General features: G+C 72.2%; 19 protein-coding genes. 8 read left to right on the plus strand and 11 right to left on the minus strand.

Features of this window, described 5'->3' with window-relative positions:
- Window positions 1-12 precede the first annotated feature (12 nt).
- The gene (gene recD / locus AB0H54_RS13445; protein ID WP_357345397.1) at window positions 13-1,944 is read left to right on the plus strand and encodes an exodeoxyribonuclease V subunit alpha; all 1,932 of its coding nucleotides are present in this window, start codon (window positions 13-15) and stop codon (window positions 1,942-1,944) included.
- A gap of 2 nt (window positions 1,945-1,946) precedes the next feature.
- Here recD and AB0H54_RS13450 read toward each other — a convergent pair whose 3' ends face one another.
- The 3 genes from AB0H54_RS13450 to AB0H54_RS13460 all read right to left on the minus strand — a co-directional run bounded on the left by AB0H54_RS13450 (window position 1,947) and on the right by AB0H54_RS13460 (window position 6,058).
- Window positions 1,947-4,244, minus strand: coding sequence for a DUF4153 domain-containing protein (locus AB0H54_RS13450; RefSeq protein ID WP_357345399.1), 2,298 nt, complete (start codon window positions 4,242-4,244; stop codon window positions 1,947-1,949).
- 72 nt (window positions 4,245-4,316) lie between these two features.
- Window positions 4,317-5,360: an ATP-binding protein gene (locus AB0H54_RS13455; protein WP_357345401.1), complete on the minus strand. Its 1,044-nt coding sequence runs from the start codon at window positions 5,358-5,360 to the stop codon at window positions 4,317-4,319.
- Window positions 5,357-6,058, minus strand: a complete 702-nt coding sequence (locus AB0H54_RS13460) for a response regulator transcription factor (protein ID WP_357345403.1) — start codon at window positions 6,056-6,058, stop codon at window positions 5,357-5,359. Before AB0H54_RS13460 ends, AB0H54_RS13455 begins: the two co-directional genes overlap by 4 nt.
- A 271-nt stretch (window positions 6,059-6,329) precedes the next feature.
- Here AB0H54_RS13460 and AB0H54_RS13465 point away from each other — a divergent pair, with 271 nt between their 5' ends.
- Window positions 6,330-7,349, plus strand: a complete 1,020-nt coding sequence (locus AB0H54_RS13465; protein WP_357345405.1) for a DMT family transporter — start codon at window positions 6,330-6,332, stop codon at window positions 7,347-7,349.
- On the opposite strand, the gene AB0H54_RS13470 is transcribed toward AB0H54_RS13465, so the two are convergent.
- Complete coding sequence (locus tag AB0H54_RS13470; protein ID WP_355275705.1) at window positions 7,310-7,990, minus strand: TetR/AcrR family transcriptional regulator; 681 nt, start codon at window positions 7,988-7,990, stop codon at window positions 7,310-7,312. The two genes, AB0H54_RS13465 and AB0H54_RS13470, sit on opposite strands and share 40 nt — an antisense overlap.
- A gap of 144 nt (window positions 7,991-8,134) precedes the next feature.
- On the opposite strand from AB0H54_RS13470, the gene AB0H54_RS13475 reads away from it, so the two are divergent.
- Complete coding sequence (locus AB0H54_RS13475) at window positions 8,135-9,709, plus strand: succinic semialdehyde dehydrogenase (protein ID WP_357345407.1); 1,575 nt, start codon at window positions 8,135-8,137, stop codon at window positions 9,707-9,709.
- Window positions 9,710-9,743: 34 nt separating this feature from the next.
- Complete coding sequence (locus AB0H54_RS13480) at window positions 9,744-10,571, plus strand: SDR family oxidoreductase (protein ID WP_355275702.1); 828 nt, start codon at window positions 9,744-9,746, stop codon at window positions 10,569-10,571.
- 84 nt (window positions 10,572-10,655) lie between these two features.
- On the opposite strand, the gene AB0H54_RS13485 is transcribed toward AB0H54_RS13480, so the two are convergent.
- Window positions 10,656-11,459 (minus strand): putative protein N(5)-glutamine methyltransferase, encoded by an 804-nt coding sequence (locus tag AB0H54_RS13485; RefSeq protein ID WP_357345409.1) that lies wholly within the window; start codon window positions 11,457-11,459, stop codon window positions 10,656-10,658.
- Window positions 11,460-11,505: 46 nt separating this feature from the next.
- Entirely contained in the window at window positions 11,506-12,378 is an 873-nt protein-coding gene (locus AB0H54_RS13490) for a YdcF family protein (protein ID WP_357345411.1), read from the minus strand.
- A 169-nt stretch (window positions 12,379-12,547) separates the two neighbouring features.
- Here AB0H54_RS13490 and AB0H54_RS13495 point away from each other — a divergent pair, with 169 nt between their 5' ends.
- Window positions 12,548-13,399, plus strand: a complete 852-nt coding sequence (locus AB0H54_RS13495) for a bifunctional 5,10-methylenetetrahydrofolate dehydrogenase/5,10-methenyltetrahydrofolate cyclohydrolase (RefSeq protein WP_357345412.1) — start codon at window positions 12,548-12,550, stop codon at window positions 13,397-13,399.
- A 25-nt stretch (window positions 13,400-13,424) separates the two neighbouring features.
- Here AB0H54_RS13495 and AB0H54_RS13500 read toward each other — a convergent pair whose 3' ends face one another.
- From AB0H54_RS13500 to AB0H54_RS13510, 3 genes are all read right to left on the minus strand, one after another.
- Window positions 13,425-14,510 carry a hypothetical protein gene (locus AB0H54_RS13500; RefSeq protein WP_357345414.1) on the minus strand — a complete coding sequence of 362 codons (1,086 nt, stop codon included), beginning with the start codon at window positions 14,508-14,510 and terminating at the stop codon, window positions 13,425-13,427.
- Between the two features lie 108 nt (window positions 14,511-14,618).
- Complete coding sequence (locus AB0H54_RS13505; protein WP_357345416.1) at window positions 14,619-15,371, minus strand: L,D-transpeptidase; 753 nt, start codon at window positions 15,369-15,371, stop codon at window positions 14,619-14,621.
- Window positions 15,372-15,531: 160 nt separating this feature from the next.
- Complete coding sequence (locus AB0H54_RS13510) at window positions 15,532-15,969, minus strand: helix-turn-helix domain-containing protein (protein WP_357345418.1); 438 nt, start codon at window positions 15,967-15,969, stop codon at window positions 15,532-15,534.
- Between the two features lie 66 nt (window positions 15,970-16,035).
- On the opposite strand from AB0H54_RS13510, the gene AB0H54_RS13515 reads away from it, so the two are divergent.
- Complete coding sequence (locus AB0H54_RS13515; protein ID WP_357345420.1) at window positions 16,036-16,926, plus strand: NADP-dependent oxidoreductase; 891 nt, start codon at window positions 16,036-16,038, stop codon at window positions 16,924-16,926.
- Window position 16,927: 1 nt separating this feature from the next.
- On the opposite strand, the gene AB0H54_RS13520 is transcribed toward AB0H54_RS13515, so the two are convergent.
- Window positions 16,928-17,587: a cyclodeaminase/cyclohydrolase family protein gene (locus tag AB0H54_RS13520; RefSeq protein ID WP_355275687.1), complete on the minus strand. Its 660-nt coding sequence runs from the start codon at window positions 17,585-17,587 to the stop codon at window positions 16,928-16,930.
- A 150-nt stretch (window positions 17,588-17,737) separates the two neighbouring features.
- On the opposite strand from AB0H54_RS13520, the gene AB0H54_RS13525 reads away from it, so the two are divergent.
- Complete coding sequence (locus tag AB0H54_RS13525; RefSeq protein ID WP_355275685.1) at window positions 17,738-18,775, plus strand: LLM class F420-dependent oxidoreductase; 1,038 nt, start codon at window positions 17,738-17,740, stop codon at window positions 18,773-18,775.
- A 67-nt stretch (window positions 18,776-18,842) separates the two neighbouring features.
- Here the strand turns inward: AB0H54_RS13525 and AB0H54_RS13530 are convergent, their stop codons facing one another.
- The gene (locus AB0H54_RS13530; RefSeq protein WP_357345423.1) at window positions 18,843-19,178 is read right to left on the minus strand and encodes an STAS domain-containing protein; all 336 of its coding nucleotides are present in this window, start codon (window positions 19,176-19,178) and stop codon (window positions 18,843-18,845) included.
- Window positions 19,179-19,360: 182 nt separating this feature from the next.
- On the opposite strand from AB0H54_RS13530, the gene AB0H54_RS13535 reads away from it, so the two are divergent.
- Entirely contained in the window at window positions 19,361-19,888 is a 528-nt protein-coding gene (locus AB0H54_RS13535) for a pyridoxamine 5'-phosphate oxidase family protein (protein WP_357345425.1), read from the plus strand.
- Window positions 19,889-19,890: the final 2 nt, after the last annotated feature.

The raw sequence follows: 19,890 nt of genomic DNA on the forward strand, positions 1-19,890 counted from the left end.
GGAGGTCGTCCGATGACGTCGATTCAGGTGGCGCAGCGGGGCACCGGGCTGCTGCGGGTGTTCAACGAGGCCGGGGTGCTGTCCGCCGCGGATGTGCATGTCGCGGTGCGGCTGGGGCGGATGGGCCGGGAGGACAGCGAGGACGTGCTGTTCGCGGCGGCGCTGGCCGTGCGCGCGGTGCGGTCGGGCTCGGTGTGCCTGGAACTGGCCCGCATGCGCGAGATCGGCATCGACGCCGACGAAAGCCGCAACACCGCAGCGGGAATCGATCCGGCGACGCTGCCCTGGCCCGACACCGATCGGGTGCTCGCCGCGCTGCGCCGCAGTCCGCTCATCCGCGGTGGGCAGGCCGGACCGCTGCGCCCGTTGCGCCTGGTCGAAGCCGACGCCGAGGGCGGCGCGCTGCTCTACCTCGACCGGTACTACCAGCAGGAACAGACGCTGCGGCGGGTACTCACCGAACGCAGCGCCGACCACCCGGAGATCGACTCCGTCCTCGTGCGCGCCGAACTGGACCGCCTGTTCGCCGACCCCCTCGGCGCCGGGCCCGACCGGCAGCGACTGGCCGCCGCGCTCGCCGCCACCCACTGGACCACCGTCGTCGCGGGCGGCCCCGGCACGGGCAAGACCCACACCATCGCCCGCATCCTCGCGCTGCTCACCGCGCACCGCCGCGCCACCCCGAAACTCCCCGCCCTGCGGATCGCCTTGGCCGCGCCCACCGGCAAGGCCGCCGCGCGCCTCCAGGAAGCGGTCCGCGAACAAGCCGCCGAACTCGGGCTCCCCGAACTCACCGCCGCCACCCTGCACCGTCTGCTCGGCTGGCAGCGCGGCCGCACCACGCGATTCCGCCACCACGAACACAACCGGCTGCCCTACGACGTGGTCGTCGTCGACGAGACGTCGATGGTCTCCCTGACGATGATGAGCCACCTGTTCTCGGCCCTGCGCCCCGACACCCGCCTCGTCCTGGTCGGCGACCCGGACCAGCTCGCCTCCGTCGATGCCGGCGCGGTGCTGGCGGATCTGGTCGCGGGGCCGATCAGCGGTGCGCCGAACCCCGCCCTGCCGGAGCTGCTGCGATCCGATTCGGCCCCCGGGGGAGAGGACGCGGCGGAGGTCGCCGATCATGCTGGGACGCAACCGGATCCGGAGTCGCTGAGCGCGCTGGAACAGCGCCGTCTGCGGGGCGGCATCGTGCGGTTGACGCGCGGTCGGCGCTTCGGCGGCCGGATCGCGGACCTGGCCGTCGCGGTGCGCGCGGGGGACGCGGATGCCGCGCTGGCCATCCTGCGGGCGGGCGACGCGGACGTGTCGCTGTGCGCGCCCGACGAGACCGCGGCGGTGCGGGCCGACGTGACCAGCGCGGCACTGGCCGTCACCGCGGCCGCGAACGCCGGCGACGCGGTGGGCGCGCTGACCGCACTGGAATCGCATCGCCTGCTCTGCGCGCATCGGCAGGGGCCGTTCGGGGTGGAGCGGTGGGATCGGATGGCCGCCGAATGGGCGGCGGCCGGGGGCGCGGGACCCGAAGGGCCGCAGGCGGTCTGGTATCCCGGGCAGCCGCTGCTGGTCACCGCGAACGATCACGAGGCCCGCATCTACAACGGTGACACCGGCGTCATCGTCCGGCGGCCCGACGGATCGCTGCGGGCGGCGCTGCAGCGCGGCAGCGAGCCCTATCTCGTCCATCCGACCCAGTTCCCGGCCGTGGTCACGGTGTTCGCGATGACGATCCACCGCAGTCAGGGCAGCCAGTACGACACCGTCTCGGTCGTCCTGCCCGAACCGGAATCCACGCTGCTCACCAGGGAACTGCTCTACACCGCGATCACCCGCGCCCGCACCCATGTGCGCATCATCGGCACCGAGGAATCCATTCGCGCCGCCATCGGACGACGGGTGCTCCGGGCCAGCGGACTGTCCCGGAGCACCCAGCCGTAGCGTCAGCGCGCCGAGCTGCGGGACAGGTTCCACGACCACCAGTGGTCGTCGTCGAGATCCGCGCGGATCGGGTCCTCGATGTCGGCGCGCAGCCCGGCGGGCAGTTCGGTCAGCGCGGGCAGGATGTCCGGGGACAGGGTGCTCAGATACTCGGAGTCGAGCCGCTTGCCGTCCTCCCAGCGGGCGATATTGCGTTCGGCGACAAACTGTTCCGGGTCCAGGACGGCGAGCGCGATGAGGGTGGCCAGCGCGGTGCCGACCGCGGCGCGCGGCACCCAGCGCCAGCGCAACCGGGCGATCGCGACCAGCACGAGCACATAGACCAGGCCGACCCACAGCTCACACACCTCCACCAGCAGGCGCAGCACCGTGAAGCCGTAGGCCTGCTGATAGGTCCACATCCGCGCGAGCGCCGAGCCGACGATCACCAGCGCCAGCACGCTCACCGCGCTGAGCAGGATCCGCAGCCAGCGCCGGTCGGCGGCCGTCTCCTGCGATGCCCAGTGCAGGACCGCCAGGATCACCGCCAGGGTCAGGATGCTCACCGCCGAGAGCTGCCAGAAGCCGCTGCGCGCGTACTCGGCGTAGGTGAGACCGGCGGTGCGCTGCACGTAGTCGTCACCACCGAACAGCGCGACGAACTGGGCACCGAGGAACGCGGCGAACAGCACGGTCAGCGCGCCGACCGGCAGCACCCATTCACTGCGCGACCACAACCGGACCGGGCGCGTCTCGGTGCCCGGCGCGAGCGGTCCGGCGAGCAGGTACAGCCCGCCGAGCGCGCCCATCCCGATCACCGCGAACAGTACGATCCACTGCCACGCCGTGGCCGCGTCGATCGACGGCACCAGCCCGCTGAGCAATTCGGCGAAGGTCGCGTCCGCGCCGCCCAGCAGCGGCACGAACACCACCAGCAGCGCGGCCGTCACCGCGACCGAAGCACCGTAGCGCCGCAGACCGGACAGCTCCGCCGGCCGCGTGCCCCGCAACCCCGAGAACGCCCACGGCACCGCCTCGAACGAGGCCAGCGGCACCGCCACCATGTCGTGCGCGATCCCGCGACCGGTCCTGCGCCCCAGCACCGCCAGCGAGCCCGCGACACCTGCCGCCAGCACACACAGCACGAACAACCATCCCGCCGCCCGGAACGTCCCGACCCCGAGCAGCGCGAGCGCCGCGGCAGTCCACCACAGCCGATGCCGGGCGACCACGGGCTCGAACGCCGCAGAGGTCCCGGCCGGCGCCACCGTCGCGGCGATCGGGGCCGCACGGGACGCTTCCGGGGAAGCCGCCGAGGGCTTGGTCGCGCCGACCGGCTCCGAGGCGCTCGTGCTCGGCGGTGTCGGCGCGCTCGACGACGCCTCACCCGCCGCCTGCCCGGCTGCTACCGCGGAATCGATGCTCGCGGTCGGGATCGCAACGGATGGGTCTGGGTGGTCTGTCGCGGTCGCGGTCGGGGTCGCATCGGATGGGTCCGGGTGGTCTGTCGCGGTCGAGGTCGCACCGGATAGCTGTGGGTGACCTGTCGGGATCGGCGTCGTGCCGGCCGGCTCCGGGTCGGCCGGGGTCGGCTGCACGCCCGTGCGGCCCGAGGTCGGCACTCCCGGTGTGACCTCGATGGCCGAACGACCGGGTGCTGCCGGGGCGGCGGACTTGTCACCCGGCGCGGGGGTGCCGGTCGCGGCCGGAGCGGATTCACCGTTCGCCGGATCGGGCGGGCCCGGCTGTGCGGGAGCGGCCGGGGACGACTCCGAGACCGCGGGGGCGGTGTCCGCGTTCGCCGGGGCTGGATCGCTCGGGGAATCCGCTATGGAGGTAGGCGAATTCGGTGTGGCGGCCGAATCGTTCTGTGTCGCGGCATCGGGAACCGGGCTCGGCGCGGTCGAGGTGCGGGTGCGGGCACGGTGGTCGACGATGCCCAGCGCACCCGCGACGACACCACCGGCGAGGAGCCAGCCGAGGCCGGGGCGGTCGAGGGGAATGACTGTCGCGCCGACGATTCCGGCGACGGCGGCGGCGGGCAGGACGCCCGCCGGGCGGGCGACGTGGAACCGGCGCCGGTAGACCGGTGGTGGGGGCGGTGGCAGCGCGGGAGCCTTCGGCATCGGCGGCATGACGGCCGCCGCCTGCCAGCCCGCGGTCCACGGCGGCGGGTCGCCCTTCGGTGGCGCCGAGGCGCCGGGACCCGGCGCGGGTCCGCTCTTCGTCGCCGTCGCGCCGGCCGCGGGTCCGGTCTTCGTCGCCGTGGCGGCGGCCGCGGGCTGGTCCGGTGTTCGCGGGGTGGCGGATTCGTCGGTCATGTCCCCTCCGATGGGTGTGCGGGATCGTCCCGGGACGTGGCGTCCGGGATGGTGGGTCGGGATGTGGTCGGGTCAGTCCGTGGGCAGGACGACGCGGATACGGGAGCCGGGGTCGGCGACGGCGATGGTGCCGCCGTGCAGGTCGATCACCCAGCGGGCGATGGCCAGGCCGAGGCCGGTGCCGCCGCCGTCGGTGCGCCCGCCGCGGGTGAACCGATCGAAGACGGTGGCGCGGTCGGCTTCCGGGATGCCGGGACCGTCGTCCTGGATCTCGAGCACGGTCGCGCCGGGCACGGCCAGCGCGGACACGCGGACCTCGCCGCCCGCGGGCCCGTGCCTGGCCGCGTTGTCGAGCAGGTTGAACAGCACCTGGTGCAGGCGGGCCCGGTCGGCGCGCACGGTCGCCTCGGCGGGCACGATCGAGGTGGTGAAGCGGACACCGCGGCCGAGCGCGGCCGTCATCACCTCGGCTTCGGCGATCACCTCCGCCAGCAGCGGTGCCAGCGGCAGGTTCTCCCGATCGAGGGTGAACGCGCCCGCCTCGATGCTGGACAGGTCGAGCAGTTCGGAGACGAGCAGGCCGAGGCGTTCGGTCTGGGCCAGCGCGGTGCGCAGCGTCGCCGGATCGGGTTCGCTCACCCCGTCGACGATGTTCTCCAGCACCGCGTGCAGGGCCGTCACCGGTGTGCGCAATTCGTGCGAGACATTGGCGATGAGGTCGCGGCGCTGGCGATCGGCCGCGGCCAGGTCGGCCGCCATCTGATTGAACGCGGTCGCGAGCTGACCTACCTCGTCGCGGGAACTGGCCCTGACTCGGAAACTGTAGTCGCCGTGCGCCATCCGCCGCGCGGCCGCGGTCATCTCGCGCAGCGGACGGGTGATGCCGTGCGCGAGGAACTGCGAGGTGACCAGCGCGATGATCATGGCGGTGAGCGTGGTGAACGCCGGCAGCCAGCCGATCCGCAACCAGAAGTAGGCGAACGCGACCGCACCCGAACACACCATGAGCACGGCCAGCTTCATCTTGATCGAGCGCAGCGGATCCAGCGGCCGGGGCATCCGGTCGGCCACCCGGTCGAGGAAGGTGCGCGGGGCGTCCGCGGACAGCTCGCTCATCGCGCGTCCAGGGCGTAGCCGACACCGTGCACGGTGCGGATCAGATCGGCGCCGAGCTTACGGCGCAGGGCCTTGATGTGGCTGTCGACCGCGCGGGTGCCCGAGGCGTCCGACCAGTCCCAGATGTCCTCGAGCAGTCGCTCCCTCGCCAGGACCGCGCGGGGGCGCTGGGCGAGGCGGGCCAGCAGGTCGAATTCCAGCGGGGTCAGCTTGGCCTCGGTCGCGCCGCGCCAGACCCGCCGCTCGTCGAGGTCGATCCGCAGATCGCCGACGACGATGGCGCTCTCACCGCGCTCGGCGGCCCGGTCGACTCGCCGTAGCAGGGCGTGCACGCGGGCGGCCAGCACCCGCATCGAGAACGGCTTGGTCAGGTAGTCGTCGGCGCCGACCCCGAGGCCGACGAGCTGGTCGGTCTCGTCGGTGCGGGCGGTGAGCATGAGCACCGGGACGTGCCGGTCGGCCTGGATGCGCCGGCACACCTCGAGCCCGTCGAAACCGGGCAGCATCACATCGAGCACCACCAGGTCCGGTTCCGCCGTGGCGGCCGCGGCCACGGCGCCCGGACCGTCGTGGGCCACCTCCACGGTGAAGCCCTCCGCGCGTAATCGCGCCGCGACCGACTCGGCGATCGTCACCTCGTCGTCGACGACGAGGATGCGCCGCGCCGGCGCTCCGGTCCCGCCCCCACTGATGTCCATGGACAGACCCTAGCGAGCGGGTGTGGAGGGTTGCGTCGTCAAATGTGGAGATTCTGTGTGCAGCGCGCCGGGTACGATGACCACGTGCATCAGCGTTTCCGCTCCACGCCGCCGCCCGCCTCCTGAGCGAGGTGCCCCGAGGGCGCGTGCCACCCGCCGGGTAGGCGCGGCGCCGATCACCGCTCGGGCGTCGATGGCGTATGCCCGCACGGCCGCTGTTCGCACCTCGTTTCCGCGACCTCATCCCTCTGTCGCAGGAGCGAATTCCCTGATGTCTGTTTCCCTTTCCGTGTCCGCGCCCGCCCGGCGTGGATTGTTCCCACTCGTCGCCGCCGGTGTGCTGTGGGGTACCGGCGGCCTGCTCGGATCCCTCGTCCAGCAGCGCACCGGCCTCGCCCCGATCGCGGTCGCCACCTATCGGCTCGGCGTCGGCGGCGCGATCCTGGTCGTCGTCTCGCTGCTCGGGTGCCGCGGTGTCCCGCGGGGGCGGGCGGCCGTGCGGCGGATCGGCGCCGTCGGCGCGCTGGCCGCGATATTCCAGGCCTGCTATTTCGCCGCGATCGCCGCGTCCTCGGTCGTGCTGGCGACGCTGGTCACCATCGGCGCGGCCCCCGTCGTCGTCGCGCTGGCCGACCACGTGACCGGCCGCCGTCGGCTCGACCGCGGGCGCGGCGCGATCCTCGCGCTGGCGATCACCGGCCTGACGATCCTGGTCGGCGTTCCGGCCGAGGACACGTCGGGCATGGTCGCGGGCGTCGCGCTGGCCCTGGTCGCCGCCACCGCCTTCGCCGCGGTCACCCTCGTCACCGCCCACCCCGTTCCCGGTCTCGACGCGGTGACCGCCACCGGCTACGGATTCCTCGGCGGCGCGGCGCTTCTCGCCGTCCCGGCCGCGACGACCGGCCTGGCCATCACCCCGACCCCGGCGAACCTGTTCGCCGTCACCGTCCTCGGCCTGGCACCCACCGCCGTCGCCTACGCCCTGTTCTTCCACGGTCTGCCCGCCGCGGGCGCCGCCACCGCCGCGGTCCTCACCCTGCTCGAGCCCCTGACCGCCACCCTGCTCGCTGTCGTCCTCCTCGGCGAACGACTCACGCCCGTCGCCTGGACCGGCGCGGCCCTGCTCGCGCTCGCGCTGGTTCTGACGGCTACCACCGCCGATCGCGAGCAATCGGCTTCCGCCGGATGGCCAGGGGCCGGTGGCACGTCGGCCGGTGCGCAGCTCGGTGCGCGAGGCCGCCGGGACGAGCCTCAGGGCTCGGGGAACAGGCCGGGCAGTTCCATGGCGTAGGCGAGGTCGTCGCGGGTGCCGAGGGTGACCAGCAGGACGCGGATCATCGTGATCCGCGCTTCGGAATCCAGCACGGGATCGGGGTCGCTGCCGGGCTCGGTGCCCATCGTGAGGCGATAGACGACGTATTCGCACACGTGCAGCGCCGTGTCCATGTCCAGGGGCGTGGGCACCGGGCGGCCCAGCTCGACGAAGGTCTTGCGGACCAGGGCGCGGATGTCGTCGAGGGCGCGTTCGCGGTAGGCCGACACCAGGGAGGCGGGGTCGTGCAGCTCGGCGAAGAGCGGCCGCAGCATCGGGCCGTGGCCGCGCGCCCAGTCGATGAAGGCGTCGATCAGCCGGATGCCCAGCTGGACCGGCTCGTCGGTGCCCGACAGTGCGTCGCGGATCGCGCCGACCAGGCCGTCGTTGGACGCGGTGAGGACCACGTGCAGCGGCTCGGCGGCATTGCCGAAATAGCGGTAGAAGGTCGGCCTGGCCAGCCCGGCCTGCTCGATGATCTGGGCGACGCTGAGCCCGCGCGACCCGTTGCGGGCGAACACGGCGGCCGTCGCCTCGACGATCCGGGCGCGGACCTCGTCGGCCTGCTCCCGGGTCTGCGGTGGACGCCCACGGCGCACCGTGGCGGAATCACCGGACATCGCACCTCCTCACAACCGCGAGACGCCCACGGAAAGCTTGACACGGCACCGGCTCGAACCATTAATCTAACACTAGTGTTCAGCAAATAGCCGAACCTGCGCGATCGCTCCGCGCGACCCATCTGTTGAGGAGAAGGGCCGACAATGACGACAGCCCCCGAGCTGACCGCCGAACCAACCGCGCTGCCGACCGCGCTGGTCAAGCCCCTGTTCGACCGTGGTGTCGCGGGTGGCGCGCCGTCGGTGCCGATCTTCGCGCCCGCCACCGGACACAAGATCGGTGACCTGCCGCAGTCCTCGATCGAGGACATCGACCGCGCCTTCGCCGTGGCCCGCCACGCGCAGCGCGACTGGGCCAAGGTGCCGGTCAAGCAGCGGGTGGAGATCCTGCGCCGCTTCCACGACATCGTCCTGGCCGAGCAGGACACCATTCTCGACATCGTGCAGACCGAGACCGGCAAGTCCCGCCCGCACGCGTTCGACGAGGTCGGCGATGTCGCGCTGAACTCGCGCTACTACGCCGCCGTTGCGCCCAAGCTGCTCGCCGACCGCAAGCCGCGCGGCGTGCTGCCGGTGCTCACCTCGGTCGAGGTGCGCAACCGGCCCAAGGGTGTCGTCGCGGTGATCTCGCCGTGGAACTACCCGCTCGCGCTGTCGGCCTCCGACGCCCTGCCCGCCCTGGTCGCGGGCAACGCCGTGATCGCCCGGCCGGACAACCAGACCGCGCTGTCGGCGCTGTGGGCCATCGACGCCGCCGAGCGCGCGGGCCTGCCGCGCGGGCTGTGGCAGGCGGTCCTCGGCCGTGGCCGCGAGATCGGTGGCGACGTGATCGCCCGCGCCGACTACGTCGACTACACCGGTTCCAGCGCCACCGGCCGCACCATCGCCCAGCAGGCCGGTGAGCGCCTGATCGGCTACTCGCTCGAGCTCGGCGGCAAGAACCCGCTGCTCGTGCTCGCCGACGCCGACGTCTCCAAGGCGGCCAAGCTGGCCGTGCGCGCCTGCTTCTCCTCGGCCGGCCAGCTGTGCGAGTCGATGGAGCGCATCTACGTCGACGCCGCGGTCTACGACCAGTTCGTCGCCGAGTTCGTCGGCAACGTCAAGAACATGTCCCTCGGCGGCGAGCTCGACTACAGCCGCGACATGGGCTCGCTGACCTTCCAGCGTCAGCTCGACACCGTCACCGCGCACGTCGACGACGCCGTCGCCAAGGGCGCCAAGGTGCTCGCCGGTGGCCGCGCCCGTCCCGACCTGGGTCCGTACTTCTACGAGCCCACCGTGCTCGCCGATGTGGCGCCCGGCATGACGGTCTACCGCGAGGAGACCTTCGGTCCGGTCGTGTCGGTGTACAAGGTCGACTCCGACGAGGCCGCCATCGAGGCCGCCAACGACACCGCCTACGGCCTCAATGCCAGCGTGTGGAGCAAGGACGCCGAGCGCGGCAAGGCCGTCGCCGCCCGGATCAACGCCGGCTCGGTGAACGTCAACGAAGGTTTCATCGCGGCCTGGGGCAGCGTCGACGCGCCGTCCGGTGGTCTCGGCATCTCCGGTCAGGGCCGTCGCCACGGTCCCGAGGGACTGCGGAAGTACGTCGACACCCAGACCATCGCGGTTCAGCGGGTGCTGCCGATCGCGCCGCTGCCGGGCATGTCCGAGCAGATGTGGGCCAAGACCATGACGCTGGTCTTCGGCGTCATGAAGACACTTCGCCAGAAGTGACGCGTACGGAAAACGAAGCAGGGGTAGGCATTTCATGAAACTCGATTCGGTCGCGGGCAAGCGGGTGCTGGTCACCGGCGCCGCTATGGGCCTGGGCAGGCTGTTCGCCGAGACGGCGGTCCGCGAGGGCGCCGACGCGGTCGTGCTGTGGGACGTCAACGAGCTGACGCTGCGCGAGACCGCGGCGCAGCTGACCGCCCTGGGCGGCAAGGTGCACCAGCACGTCGTCGACGTGTCCTCGCAGGATTCGATCCGTGAGGCCGCCGAGGCGGTGCGCAAGGAGATCGGCGGGATCGACATCCTGGTCAACAACGCCGGGATCGTGCGGGGCAACACCTACTTCTGGGAAACCGAGAACCGCGCCGACATCGACAAGACCATGGCGATCAACTCGCTGGCCCCGATGTACGTCACCCTCGAGTTCCTGCCGGGCATGGTCGCCGGTGCCGGTCAGGCGCGCATCCTCAACATCGCGTCCTCGGCCGGTCTGGTGGCCAACCCGCGCATGGCCGTCTACGCGGCGTCGAAGTGGGCGGCGCTGGGCTGGTCGGACTCGGTGCGCCTGGAGCTCGAGCAGGCGGGCCACGACCACGTGAAGGTCACCACGGTCTGCCCGACCTACATCAACACCGGCATGTTCGACGGCGCCAAGGGCATCCTGTTCACGCCGATGCTCGAGCAGAACGACGTCGTCGAGACCTCGTGGCGGGAGATGAAGAACGGTGGCGCCCTGGTGGTGCTGCCGTGGACCTCGCGGATGAACCGCGCGCTGACCGGTCTGCTGCCGATCAAGGTGCGCGACTTCTACCTCAACGCCGTCGGCGTGTACCACTCGATGGATCAGTTCACCGGCCGCAAGTAGCCGCTGGACCGCGATGCCCCCGTCCGACGCGAGTGTCGGACGGGGGCATCGCGGCGTCCGGGCACGGTGTGCGCTGGCGGTCGGTCAGGCCGCGCGGGTGCCCAGCACGACCGTGGCGTAGTACTCCTCGGAGTGCTCGACGCGTGGCGTGAGGCCGTGCGCGGTCAGTACCGCGCACGCGGTATCGACCTGTCCCGTCGAGGTTTCCACCAGCACCGTGCCGCCCGGCGCGAGCCAGCTCGCCGCGCCCTCGGCGACCCGGCGGAAGACAGCGAGCCCGTCCACCCCGCCGTCCAGGGCGACGAGCGGTTCGTGCTCGCGGGCCTCCGGCGGCATGTCCGCGACCCGTTCGGTCGGCACGTACGGCGTGTTCGCCAGCAGTACGTCGACGCGTCCGCGCAGATCGGCGGGCAGCGCGTCGAACAGATCCCCGCCGAACACCGGCGCGCTCAGCGGCGCGAGATTCTCCCTGGCACACGCCACCGCCACCGGGTCGATATCGGCGGCGACGAGCTCGACCTCGCAGCCGCGCGCGGTGAGCTCGGTGGCCGCGGACAGCCCGAGCGCCCCACAGCCGCAGCACAGATCGACCACGCACGCCCGCGTCGTCCCCGGCGCCACGCCCGCCACCGCCCGCTCGACCAGGAAGGCGGTGCGCTGGCGCGGCACGAAGACCCCCGGCCGCACGCCGACCCGCAGGCCACGGAAGGCCACCCAGCCGAGCAGGTATTCGAGCGGTGTCCCCGCGACCCGCCGCGCCACGAGATCGTCGAGGCGGCCGGCGTCACCGTCGGCGGCCTCGAGCAGCAGCGCGGCCTCGTCCTCGGCGAACACGCAGCCCGCCGAGCGCAGCACGACGACGATGTCGTCGAGGGGGGAAACAGTCATGCAGCGATTGTCGCGTGCCCGACAACCGGTTTTTCGCGCCCCCGGATCAGCGCGCGCTGTCGAGCTCGAATGTGCGGGTCGCGTCCAGGTAGATCCCGCGCTGTGCGGCCCGCGCGGGCGGCGGCAGCTGCGAGACGAGCTGTTCGAGCGAGGTCATCGCGCCGACGACGTTGGTGCCCGCCACCAGGAAGTCGGCGACCGCCCGGCGGATGTGGTTCGGCGAGGTCACCACCACAGCGCTGGTCGCGCCGAGATCGCGTAGCAGGCGGGTGCTGAACAGCGCGTTCTGCACCGTCGACCCGGCCCGGTCCTCGACGTGGATCCGCTCGTTCGGCAGGCCGCGGCCCACCAGCCAGTGGCGCATCGCCTCCGCCTCGGAGATCCCGTTCTGCGGGTTGCCACCGGTGACGACGACCGGCGAGAACGGCGCGGCGACCGCCTGCAGCCACGCCGCGGTGAGCCGATTCTCCAGCTCGGGCCGCAGCGCGCCGTCGGGCAGCAGACCGTAGCCGAGGACGACGATGCCGGTCTGCGGACCGACGAGTGCGGGCAGCGGATTGGGCAGGGTCGCGGCCGCCGCGCTCACCGCGCGCAGCACGTTGCCGGTGCCCGCCGCCATGCCACCGTCGATCGCGCCGAGGCGGGCCATCGCCTCGCCGACCGCGGCGTGGTCACCGGCGTAGTGCGACCAGATCGCCTGCAGGGCCAGCGCCTCGACGTCGTTCGGGTCGGCGGCGATGAGCGCGCGCAGGTCGGCGCGGCCCGCGTTGTCGTCACCGTCGGTGAAATGCCGCTGCGCGGAGTTGTAGAGCGCGGTCACGTCGGCCTCGGCGCCGGCCGGGGGAACGGCAGCGCTCGTGATCGCGGCGGCCGCGGCGACGGCGGCAGCCAGCTGTTTCCAATGCCTCGAGATCTTCACGACAGTCGACACCCTTCCCGCGAACGGTTCGGCACGTGCTGGCAGAGCTGTGGCAGAGCTGCGGACACCCTACGGCCGGGTGCGGCGCCCGCCACGGATCCCGACGATGTTCCGCGCGTCGCCGCCCGGTGGTCGGGGTCGCGGGTAGCGGCGGATAAGCTGATGCACCGTGGATACCGCTTCGCTGACCGGCAAGGAACTCGCCGCCGCCATCAACGCCGACACGAAGGAGCGCGCCGCCGCGCTCACCGCCGCGGGCACCGCGCCGACGCTGGCGCTGATCGTGGCCAACGACGACCCGGCCAGCGCCTGGTACGTGAACTCCCTGCGCAAGGCCGCCGAGCGCCTCGGGATCGCCTGCGAGCGTATCGATCTCGGTGCCGACGCGAGCGCGAAGACGATCCGCGCCGAGCTGGCCGCGCGCAGCGCCGACCCGGCCACCGACGCGATCATGCTGCAGACCCCGCTGCCCGCCGGGGTCAGCCTCGACGACGTGAGCTCCTCGATCGCCGCGAGCAAGGACGTCGACGGCGTCAGCCCGCTGTCGCTGGGCCTGCTCGCCTCCGGCCTGGACGGTTTCGTCCCCGCGACCTCCGAGGCCGTGGTCGAGCTGCTGAAGCATCACGGCATCGCGCTGCAGGGCCGCGTGGTGACGGTCGTCGGCCGGTCCAACATCGTCGGCAAGCCGCTGGCGCAGCTGCTGCTGGCCGAGAACGCCACCGTCACCGTCGCGCACTCGCGCACCGCCGACCTGGCCGCGGTCACCACCCCCGCCGACATCGTGGTCGCCGCCGCGGGCCGGATCGGGCTGGTCACCGGCAAGCACATCGGCGACGGCGCCGTGGTGATCGACGTGGGCACCAACGAATCCGCCGACGGCGGCATCGTCGGCGACGTCGACGCGGCCACGGTCGACGGCAAGGCGGCGGGACTGAGCCCGGTTCCCGGCGGCGTCGGCCCGGTGACCACCGCGCTGCTGATGCGCCACGTGGTCGTGGCGGCCGAGAAGGCCCGCGCCTGACCGGCTTTCGCGTCCTCGATCGGGTCTAGCGGACCGGCCCGATCGAGGTGATCAGGTACTTGGTGCCGATCTTGGCGGTGCCGACCAGCTGCGGGTTGTAGATGATCGGCACCGCGTCCGGCCGGAATTCGGTGATCACCACGAAGTACTGGCCCGCGAAGGCCGCCGGCGTGATGCTCAGGCAGTGCGTGGTGCCCACCGGGATCGTGTCGATGCCCGCCTGGATGTCGGCGCCGGAGGGGAGTGCGGCGTCGCCGGACACCAGGGTCCGCGCCTGATCACCGGACCGCGCGACGTAATACGCGTGCTGGAACGCCAGGATCGCCGCGACGCCGCTGTCGGTGCCGCCCGGACCGTTGCCCTGGATCTTGCTGCCGACGAGCTCGGCGGGGCAGGTCCCGGCGACCGGGACCGCACCGGCGGGCGCGGGCTCGATCGGGCTGCTGGCCGCCGCGGATTCCGGGACGGGACCGCGCAACTGGAGATAGCCGCCGCCGATCAGCACCGCACCGGCCACCGAGGCCGCGAGCGGTCCGACCCAGCGCGGCACGCGCTTGCGCCGGGATCGATCGATCATCCGCGCGAACACCTCGTCGTCGCCGCCGTAGTCGGGCGTCGGGCGCGGTGGTAGTGAAACCGGTGCGGCGGTGACCCATTCGGGCTGGGCGTCGACGCCGTCGGGAGCCGGGGTGTCGGGGGTGATGATCGGCAGCCGGTCGGTCGCCGGGCCGTTGTCGGGCTCCGGCGGGGTGAACGGCACGTCCGGAAGGGCATGGCGCGCACCGGGATCGAACGGTCCGCCGACGATGGGTAGCCGGTCGGTGGCGTAGCTGTCGGTCGGTACGACGCGCCCGGACGACCGATCGGGTGCGGCGTGCGCGGCCGACAGCGAGATGACCGGGATACCGGCCGGTGTCGTCGGCCCGCCCTCGACGCGATGCCGGGCTCCGCGGCGGGGCTGCGGATCCGCGTCCTCGGTCAGCCGGCGGGGGCGCGGCGCACTCGGATCGCGATGGGGCCGCCACCGCGGGGGCGGGGTGAACGGATCACCAGCCGACCCCGGGTCGTGCTGCCGAGCCCCGGTCGGTCTGTGTGCATCCGGTCGATCCATCGCCCCACCTTCATCAGGCTGTCGCCGTCAGGTTCGTCTCGCAACGATTTCGTTACGGGCACGATACTGCGCTGACGGTGGGAACGCCGAATGCCACGAGGGAATTACTCACCAGTGAATGTAGACCGGGTCACCGATGCCGACGTTTTCGTAGTACCAGGCCGCGTCGTCGGGCGAGAGGTTGATGCAGCCGTGGCTGACGTTGGCGTACCCCTGCGAGTCCACCGACCACGGCGCCGAGTGCACGAACACGCCACCCCAGGTGAGGCGTTCGGCCCATTCGCCGTCGATGATGTAGCCCTCGGGGTCGTCGAGCGGGATGCCGATGGTGCGCGAGTCGAACACCACCGAGCGGAACTTCTCCAGCACCGTGAAGTTGCCGGTGGGGGTCTCGAAGCCGGGCTTGCCCATGGACGCGGGCATGTTCCGGACGACCTGTCCGCCGATGCTGACGGTGAACGTGTGCGCCGAGAGATTCGCCTCGGCGTAGACGCCGCCGTTGGTCTGGAACTCGGTGCGCTGGTCGCCGAACCGGACCGAGATCGGTGAGTTCGTGGGCAGGTGCGTACTCGGCGTCCACTGCAGGTGGGTGCTGTCGACCCAGCTGAACGTGCCGGGCAGCGCCTCGGTGGCGCGGATCGCGGCGGCGCGTTCGGCGCCGGCCCGGTCGGTGACCGGGGCCGCGAAGGTGAACGTGACCGGCGCGGCGACGCCGACGACCTGTCCGTTCGCCGGGGAGATCGCGGTGACCGTCGCGGTCGGAGATCCTCCGATCAGGGCCGCGGACGCGGCTCCGGACCAGAACGCGGCGAGCAGTGCCGCCATGGTCGCGACGAACAGGAAACGAAGTGCGTTCTTCATAAACGCCACCCCTTCGGTCACTCGTAGGCGGATTCCAAGTCTAGGCCGCCATGATCAACTAGACCTATCGAAGTGGTAACGGCCGACGGGTCTGCCGGAGTGTCGGCTTGTGTTCGCGCAGGTGAGCGCCACGGGGAATCGATCCCACATCGATACCGGTTCAGTGGACAGTGCCGAGGCGCGGCAGCGGCGTGGGCTCGATCGCCTGGGCGGCGTCGAATTCGGCTCTGGCGGCGGTGATCTCGTGCTGGTGCTCGACCACCCAGGTGCCCATGGCGTGACTGATCCGGCCCAGGTCGGCCCCGAGCGCGGTGATCGCGTACTCGACCCGGGGCGGCACCGTCGGGTAGACCGCGCGCCGCACGAGACCGTCGCGTTCCAGGTCGCGCAGGGTTTTGGTGAGCATCTTCTGGGTGATGCCGTCCAGGCGCCTGCGCAGCTCGTTGAACCGCACCGGGCCGTCGGCCGCGCGCAGCGCGCCCAGCACCAGCAGCACCCATTTGTCGGCCAGCACGGACAGCAGTTGCCGCGCCGGGCAGTCGCGGAGGAACGCCTCGACCGAGCTCGCGCGATCGTCGGCCGCGCGGGTGGTATCCATGAGGTACCACGGTATCCGAAAGGTGCCTACTTCCGTGGAGATACCACTCGGCGCAGACTTGCCCGCATGTGGCAGATGACGCAGCGCGGCTTCGGTGGACCGGACGTTTTCGAGCGGGTGGAGGTGCCGCGGCCCGCGCCGGGGCCGGGAGAGGTCCTGGTCCGGGTGGTGGCCACGAGTGTGAACGCCGCGGACTGGAAGCTGCGCGGCGGCCTGATCCGCGCACTCGGGGAGCCGCCGCTGGTGCTCGGCCTCGACGTCGCCGGTGTCGTCGTCGAGCGCGGCGACGACGCGACGCGATTCGCGCCGGGAGACACCGTGTTCGGCATGGTGTTCGGCGGGGCGAACGCCGAATACGTGGTGGCGCACCAGGATCGGCTGGCGGCGGTGCCGTCCTCGCTCGATCCGGTGCGCGCGGCGGCCCTGCCGGTCGCCGGGCTCACCGCCTGGCAGGCGCTGGCCTCGGTGCGGGCGGGGGAGCGGGTTCTGGTGCACGCGGCCGCCGGTGGCGTCGGGCATCTGGCGGTGCAGCTCGCCGCGCGCCGCGGTGCGCGGGTCGTTGGCACCGCGCGGGCCGCCAATCACGAGTACCTGCGCGAACTCGGCGTCGACGAGCCGATCGACTACCGCACGACGGATTTCACCACCGCGACCCGGGCTGTCGATCTGGTGCTCGATCTGGTCGGGGGCGACACCACCGACCGATCACTGCGCGTGCTCGGCTCCGGCGGCCGGGTGATCGCGGCGGAAGGCCCGCAGACGCACCCGGATTCGCGGGTCAGCCGGTTCCACGTCGACCCGACGACGGCCGCGCTGACCGAGCTGGCCGCCGCCGTCGACCGGGCCGAGCTCGACGTGCGCATCGCGACGGTCCTGCCGCTCACCGAACTCGCCGCCGCGCATCGGCTCGGCGAGGCCGGGGGAGTCCGCGGCAAGATCGTGCTCACCGCGGCCTGAGTCAGCCGCGCACGGCGTGCAGCACGTCGGCGTGCAGGGCGTCGGCGCGCGCGGCGATCGTGTCGACGCGCAGCAGCGCGGCGGCGAAGCCGTCGCCCAGGGCGGCGGGCAGCGAGCCGACATTGATCTCGATGTTGAGCTGCGAGCTCATCGCCGCGGCGCGGGCCGCGTCGGCGGCGGCGCCGATGTCGGTGACCACATTGGGGTTGCCGATCGGCAGCAGTTCGGCGGCCAGCGAGAGGATCTCGTCGGCCTCGTCGACCACGGCGGCGGGCACCCGGGCCGCCTCGACCAGCGCGGCGTTGATCGCCTCGGTGCGGGCGGCGACCTCGGCGTCGGTGTCCTTGGGCAGCTTGTAGGCGGCGCCGACCGCGGTGAAGGCGGCGGCGTCGGCGTCGGCCAGCGCCAGCGACCTGGCGCGCGCGGCGTCGGCGGCCTCGATGATCCGCTCGACGATCGGCTGGTGCACGGCGTCCTTGGCCCGGGTGGTGTAGCGCGCGACCATCGCGACCAGCGCCGCGGCCTGGGCGGCGTGCAGCGCGGCGACGGCGCCGCCGCCCGGTGCGGGGACCTTCGCGCCCAGCTCCGACAGATAGTGCTCCAGGGTCACCGCACCGAAGGAGGGGGCGAGCTGCTGCGGCGAGGCGGTGGGCTGCGACACGACGAGGTGGCCTTTCGATGCGGCGAGAACTGCGTGGGAATCGTTGTCAACGCTACCGGGTGCCCGCCCGCCTACCCCGCCCGACCAGCACCTGCGACGACAGACCGACCGGTCGGGGTGGCCGGGGACGGCGGGGCTATGTTGGGTGGCATGCGGATCGGATTGAGCATCAACTACTCGGGCGGGTTCAAGGAGGTCGCGGCCGAGGTCGCCGACCTGGAGCGCGCCGGACTCGACATCGTCTTCGTGCCGGAGGCGTACTCGTTCGACGCGGTCAGCGCCCTGGGTTTCCTGGCGGCCCGCACCGAGCGCGTGCAGCTGGCCTCGGGCATCCTGCAGCTCTACACCCGAACCCCCAGCCTCACCGCGATGACCGCCGCCGGTCTGGACTTCGTCTCCGACGGACGTTTCATCCTGGGCATCGGCGCGTCCGGCCCGCAGGTCATCGAGGGCTTCCACGGTGTGCCCTACGACGCCCCCATCGGCCGCACCCGTGAACTCGTCGAGATCTGCCGCCAGGTCTGGCGCCGCGAGAAGCTCAACTACCAGGGCAAGTACTACCAGATCCCGCTGCCCGCCGACCGCGGCACCGGCCTGGGCAAAGAGCTCAAGCTGATCAATCGTCCGGTGCGCGAGCGCATTCCGGTGCTGCTGGCCGCGCTGGGCCCGAAGAACGTGGAGCTGGCCGCCGAGGTCGCCGAGGGCTGGCAGCCGATCTTCTTCCTGCCGGAGAAGGCGCAGGACGTCTGGGGCGACGCGCTGGCCGCGGGCAAGGCCAAGCGCGACCCGGCGCTGGGCGACCTGGAGATCTTCGCGGGTCCGCCGCTGGCGATCGGGGAGAACGTCACCCCGCTGCTGGAGTTCATCAAGCCGCACCTGGCGCTCTACATCGGCGGCATGGGCGCCAAGGGCAAGAACTTCTATCACACGCTGGCCACCAAGTACGGCTACGGCGCCGCCGCCGACCGCATCCAGGAGCTGTACCTGGCCGGTGACAAGCAGGCCGCCGCGCAGGCCGTGCCGGACGACCTCGTCCGCGACGTGTCGCTGATCGGCCCGGAGAGCTTCGTCAAGGAGCGCATCGCGGCCATGGCGGCGGCGGGTGTCACCACGCTCAATGTCACGCCGCTGGCCGAGGACGCTGCGGGCCGGATCAAGCTGATCGAGCAGCTGCGCGGCCTCTGCTGACCGCGTAGACGACGAAACGCGCCGCCGCCCGGAGAATCCTCCGGGCGGCGGCGCGTTTGTCGTGTGGTCAGGACGTGAACGACGCCAGGGCGGCGGCCAGCGTGGTGTGCATGGCGAACACCTGGTCCAGGCTCGTCATCTTGAGCTGACGACTGGTGGCGGGCCCGTCGGCGACGACCGCGATGGCGGTGTTCTCCCCGGCCCGCTGGTGCGCGGCGACCAGGGTCGCCATGCCCGCCGACGCCAGGAACCCGACCGCGGTCAGGTCGATCACCAGCGCCGCCGGGCGGTCGGCCAGGATCGCCTCGATCGCGGCGTCCAGCGCGGGCGCCGTCGCCAGATCGACCTCGCCGGTCACCGTGAGCACCGTGACGCCGTCCTGTACCGCCGTCGTGGTGGTCATCGTGTCCGTGAGTGGATACGCGTCTCCGGATGAGTTGGTCACGACTCAACAACACACAACTTCGCCCGAATACGCAAGCCGTTCGGGTTCGGGCGGCCCGGCGCGACCGGGCTCGCGCCTATACTCGGGCACCAGTTGCGTGTCCTCCACGGGCCCCGGCGGGCCACGACGAAGGAGTGCCGATGCTGCCCGATCCCGTCGACGCCACCGATCTGAACATCTACGGCAACGACCAGCTGCCGTGGAGCCGGGTGGCCACCGCCATCGAGCAGGGTCTCGCCGCCCTCGAGACCGCCCAGTTCCTCGGCACCGTCGGCACCGACGGCAGGCCGCACTCGGCGGGGATCGGCGCGACGCTGGTCGGCGAGTACTTCTACTTCACCAGCGGCCCCGGCACGCACAAGTCGCGCTACCTGGCCGCCAATCCCGCGTGCACCCTGTCGTTCCGGTTTCCCGACGACGTCGACCTCGTCGTCGAGGGCACCGCGGCGCGCACCGTCGACCACGCCGAGATCGACCGCGTCACCGCCGCCTACCGCGACACCGGCTGGCCCGCCGAACGCGACGGCGACGCGATCACCGCGCCGTTCAGCGCCCAGAGCGCAGGCCCGGCGCCGTGGTACCTGTACCGGTTCACCACCCACGCCGCGGTGGGTGTCGCGCTGACCGATCCGCACGGCGCCACCCGCTGGCGGTTCGATCAGCGCTAGCC

Origin of the sequence: Nocardia sp. NPDC050718 (assembly GCF_040654235.1) — a bacterium.
GTDB lineage: Bacteria > Actinomycetota > Actinomycetes > Mycobacteriales > Mycobacteriaceae > Nocardia.

Excerpts from the sequence above, each read along its gene's own strand:
- recD (WP_357345397.1), top strand. The coding sequence starts at position 13 with ATGACGTCGATTCAGGTGGCGCAGCGGGGCACCGGGCTGCTGCGGGTG.
- AB0H54_RS13450 (WP_357345399.1), bottom strand. The coding sequence starts at position 4,244 with ATGACCGACGAATCCGCCACCCCGCGAACACCGGACCAGCCCGCGGCC.
- AB0H54_RS13455 (WP_357345401.1), bottom strand. The coding sequence starts at position 5,360 with ATGAGCGAGCTGTCCGCGGACGCCCCGCGCACCTTCCTCGACCGGGTG.
- AB0H54_RS13460 (WP_357345403.1), bottom strand. The coding sequence starts at position 6,058 with ATGGACATCAGTGGGGGCGGGACCGGAGCGCCGGCGCGGCGCATCCTC.
- AB0H54_RS13465 (WP_357345405.1), top strand. The coding sequence starts at position 6,330 with ATGTCTGTTTCCCTTTCCGTGTCCGCGCCCGCCCGGCGTGGATTGTTC.
- AB0H54_RS13470 (WP_355275705.1), bottom strand. The coding sequence starts at position 7,990 with ATGTCCGGTGATTCCGCCACGGTGCGCCGTGGGCGTCCACCGCAGACC.
- AB0H54_RS13475 (WP_357345407.1), top strand. The coding sequence starts at position 8,135 with ATGACGACAGCCCCCGAGCTGACCGCCGAACCAACCGCGCTGCCGACC.
- AB0H54_RS13480 (WP_355275702.1), top strand. The coding sequence starts at position 9,744 with ATGAAACTCGATTCGGTCGCGGGCAAGCGGGTGCTGGTCACCGGCGCC.
- AB0H54_RS13485 (WP_357345409.1), bottom strand. The coding sequence starts at position 11,459 with ATGACTGTTTCCCCCCTCGACGACATCGTCGTCGTGCTGCGCTCGGCG.
- AB0H54_RS13500 (WP_357345414.1), bottom strand. The coding sequence starts at position 14,510 with ATGGATCGACCGGATGCACACAGACCGACCGGGGCTCGGCAGCACGAC.
- AB0H54_RS13505 (WP_357345416.1), bottom strand. The coding sequence starts at position 15,371 with ATGAAGAACGCACTTCGTTTCCTGTTCGTCGCGACCATGGCGGCACTG.
- AB0H54_RS13510 (WP_357345418.1), bottom strand. The coding sequence starts at position 15,969 with ATGGATACCACCCGCGCGGCCGACGATCGCGCGAGCTCGGTCGAGGCG.
- AB0H54_RS13515 (WP_357345420.1), top strand. The coding sequence starts at position 16,036 with ATGTGGCAGATGACGCAGCGCGGCTTCGGTGGACCGGACGTTTTCGAG.
- AB0H54_RS13525 (WP_355275685.1), top strand. The coding sequence starts at position 17,738 with ATGCGGATCGGATTGAGCATCAACTACTCGGGCGGGTTCAAGGAGGTC.
- AB0H54_RS13530 (WP_357345423.1), bottom strand. The coding sequence starts at position 19,178 with ATGACCACCACGACGGCGGTACAGGACGGCGTCACGGTGCTCACGGTG.
- AB0H54_RS13535 (WP_357345425.1), top strand. The coding sequence starts at position 19,361 with ATGCTGCCCGATCCCGTCGACGCCACCGATCTGAACATCTACGGCAAC.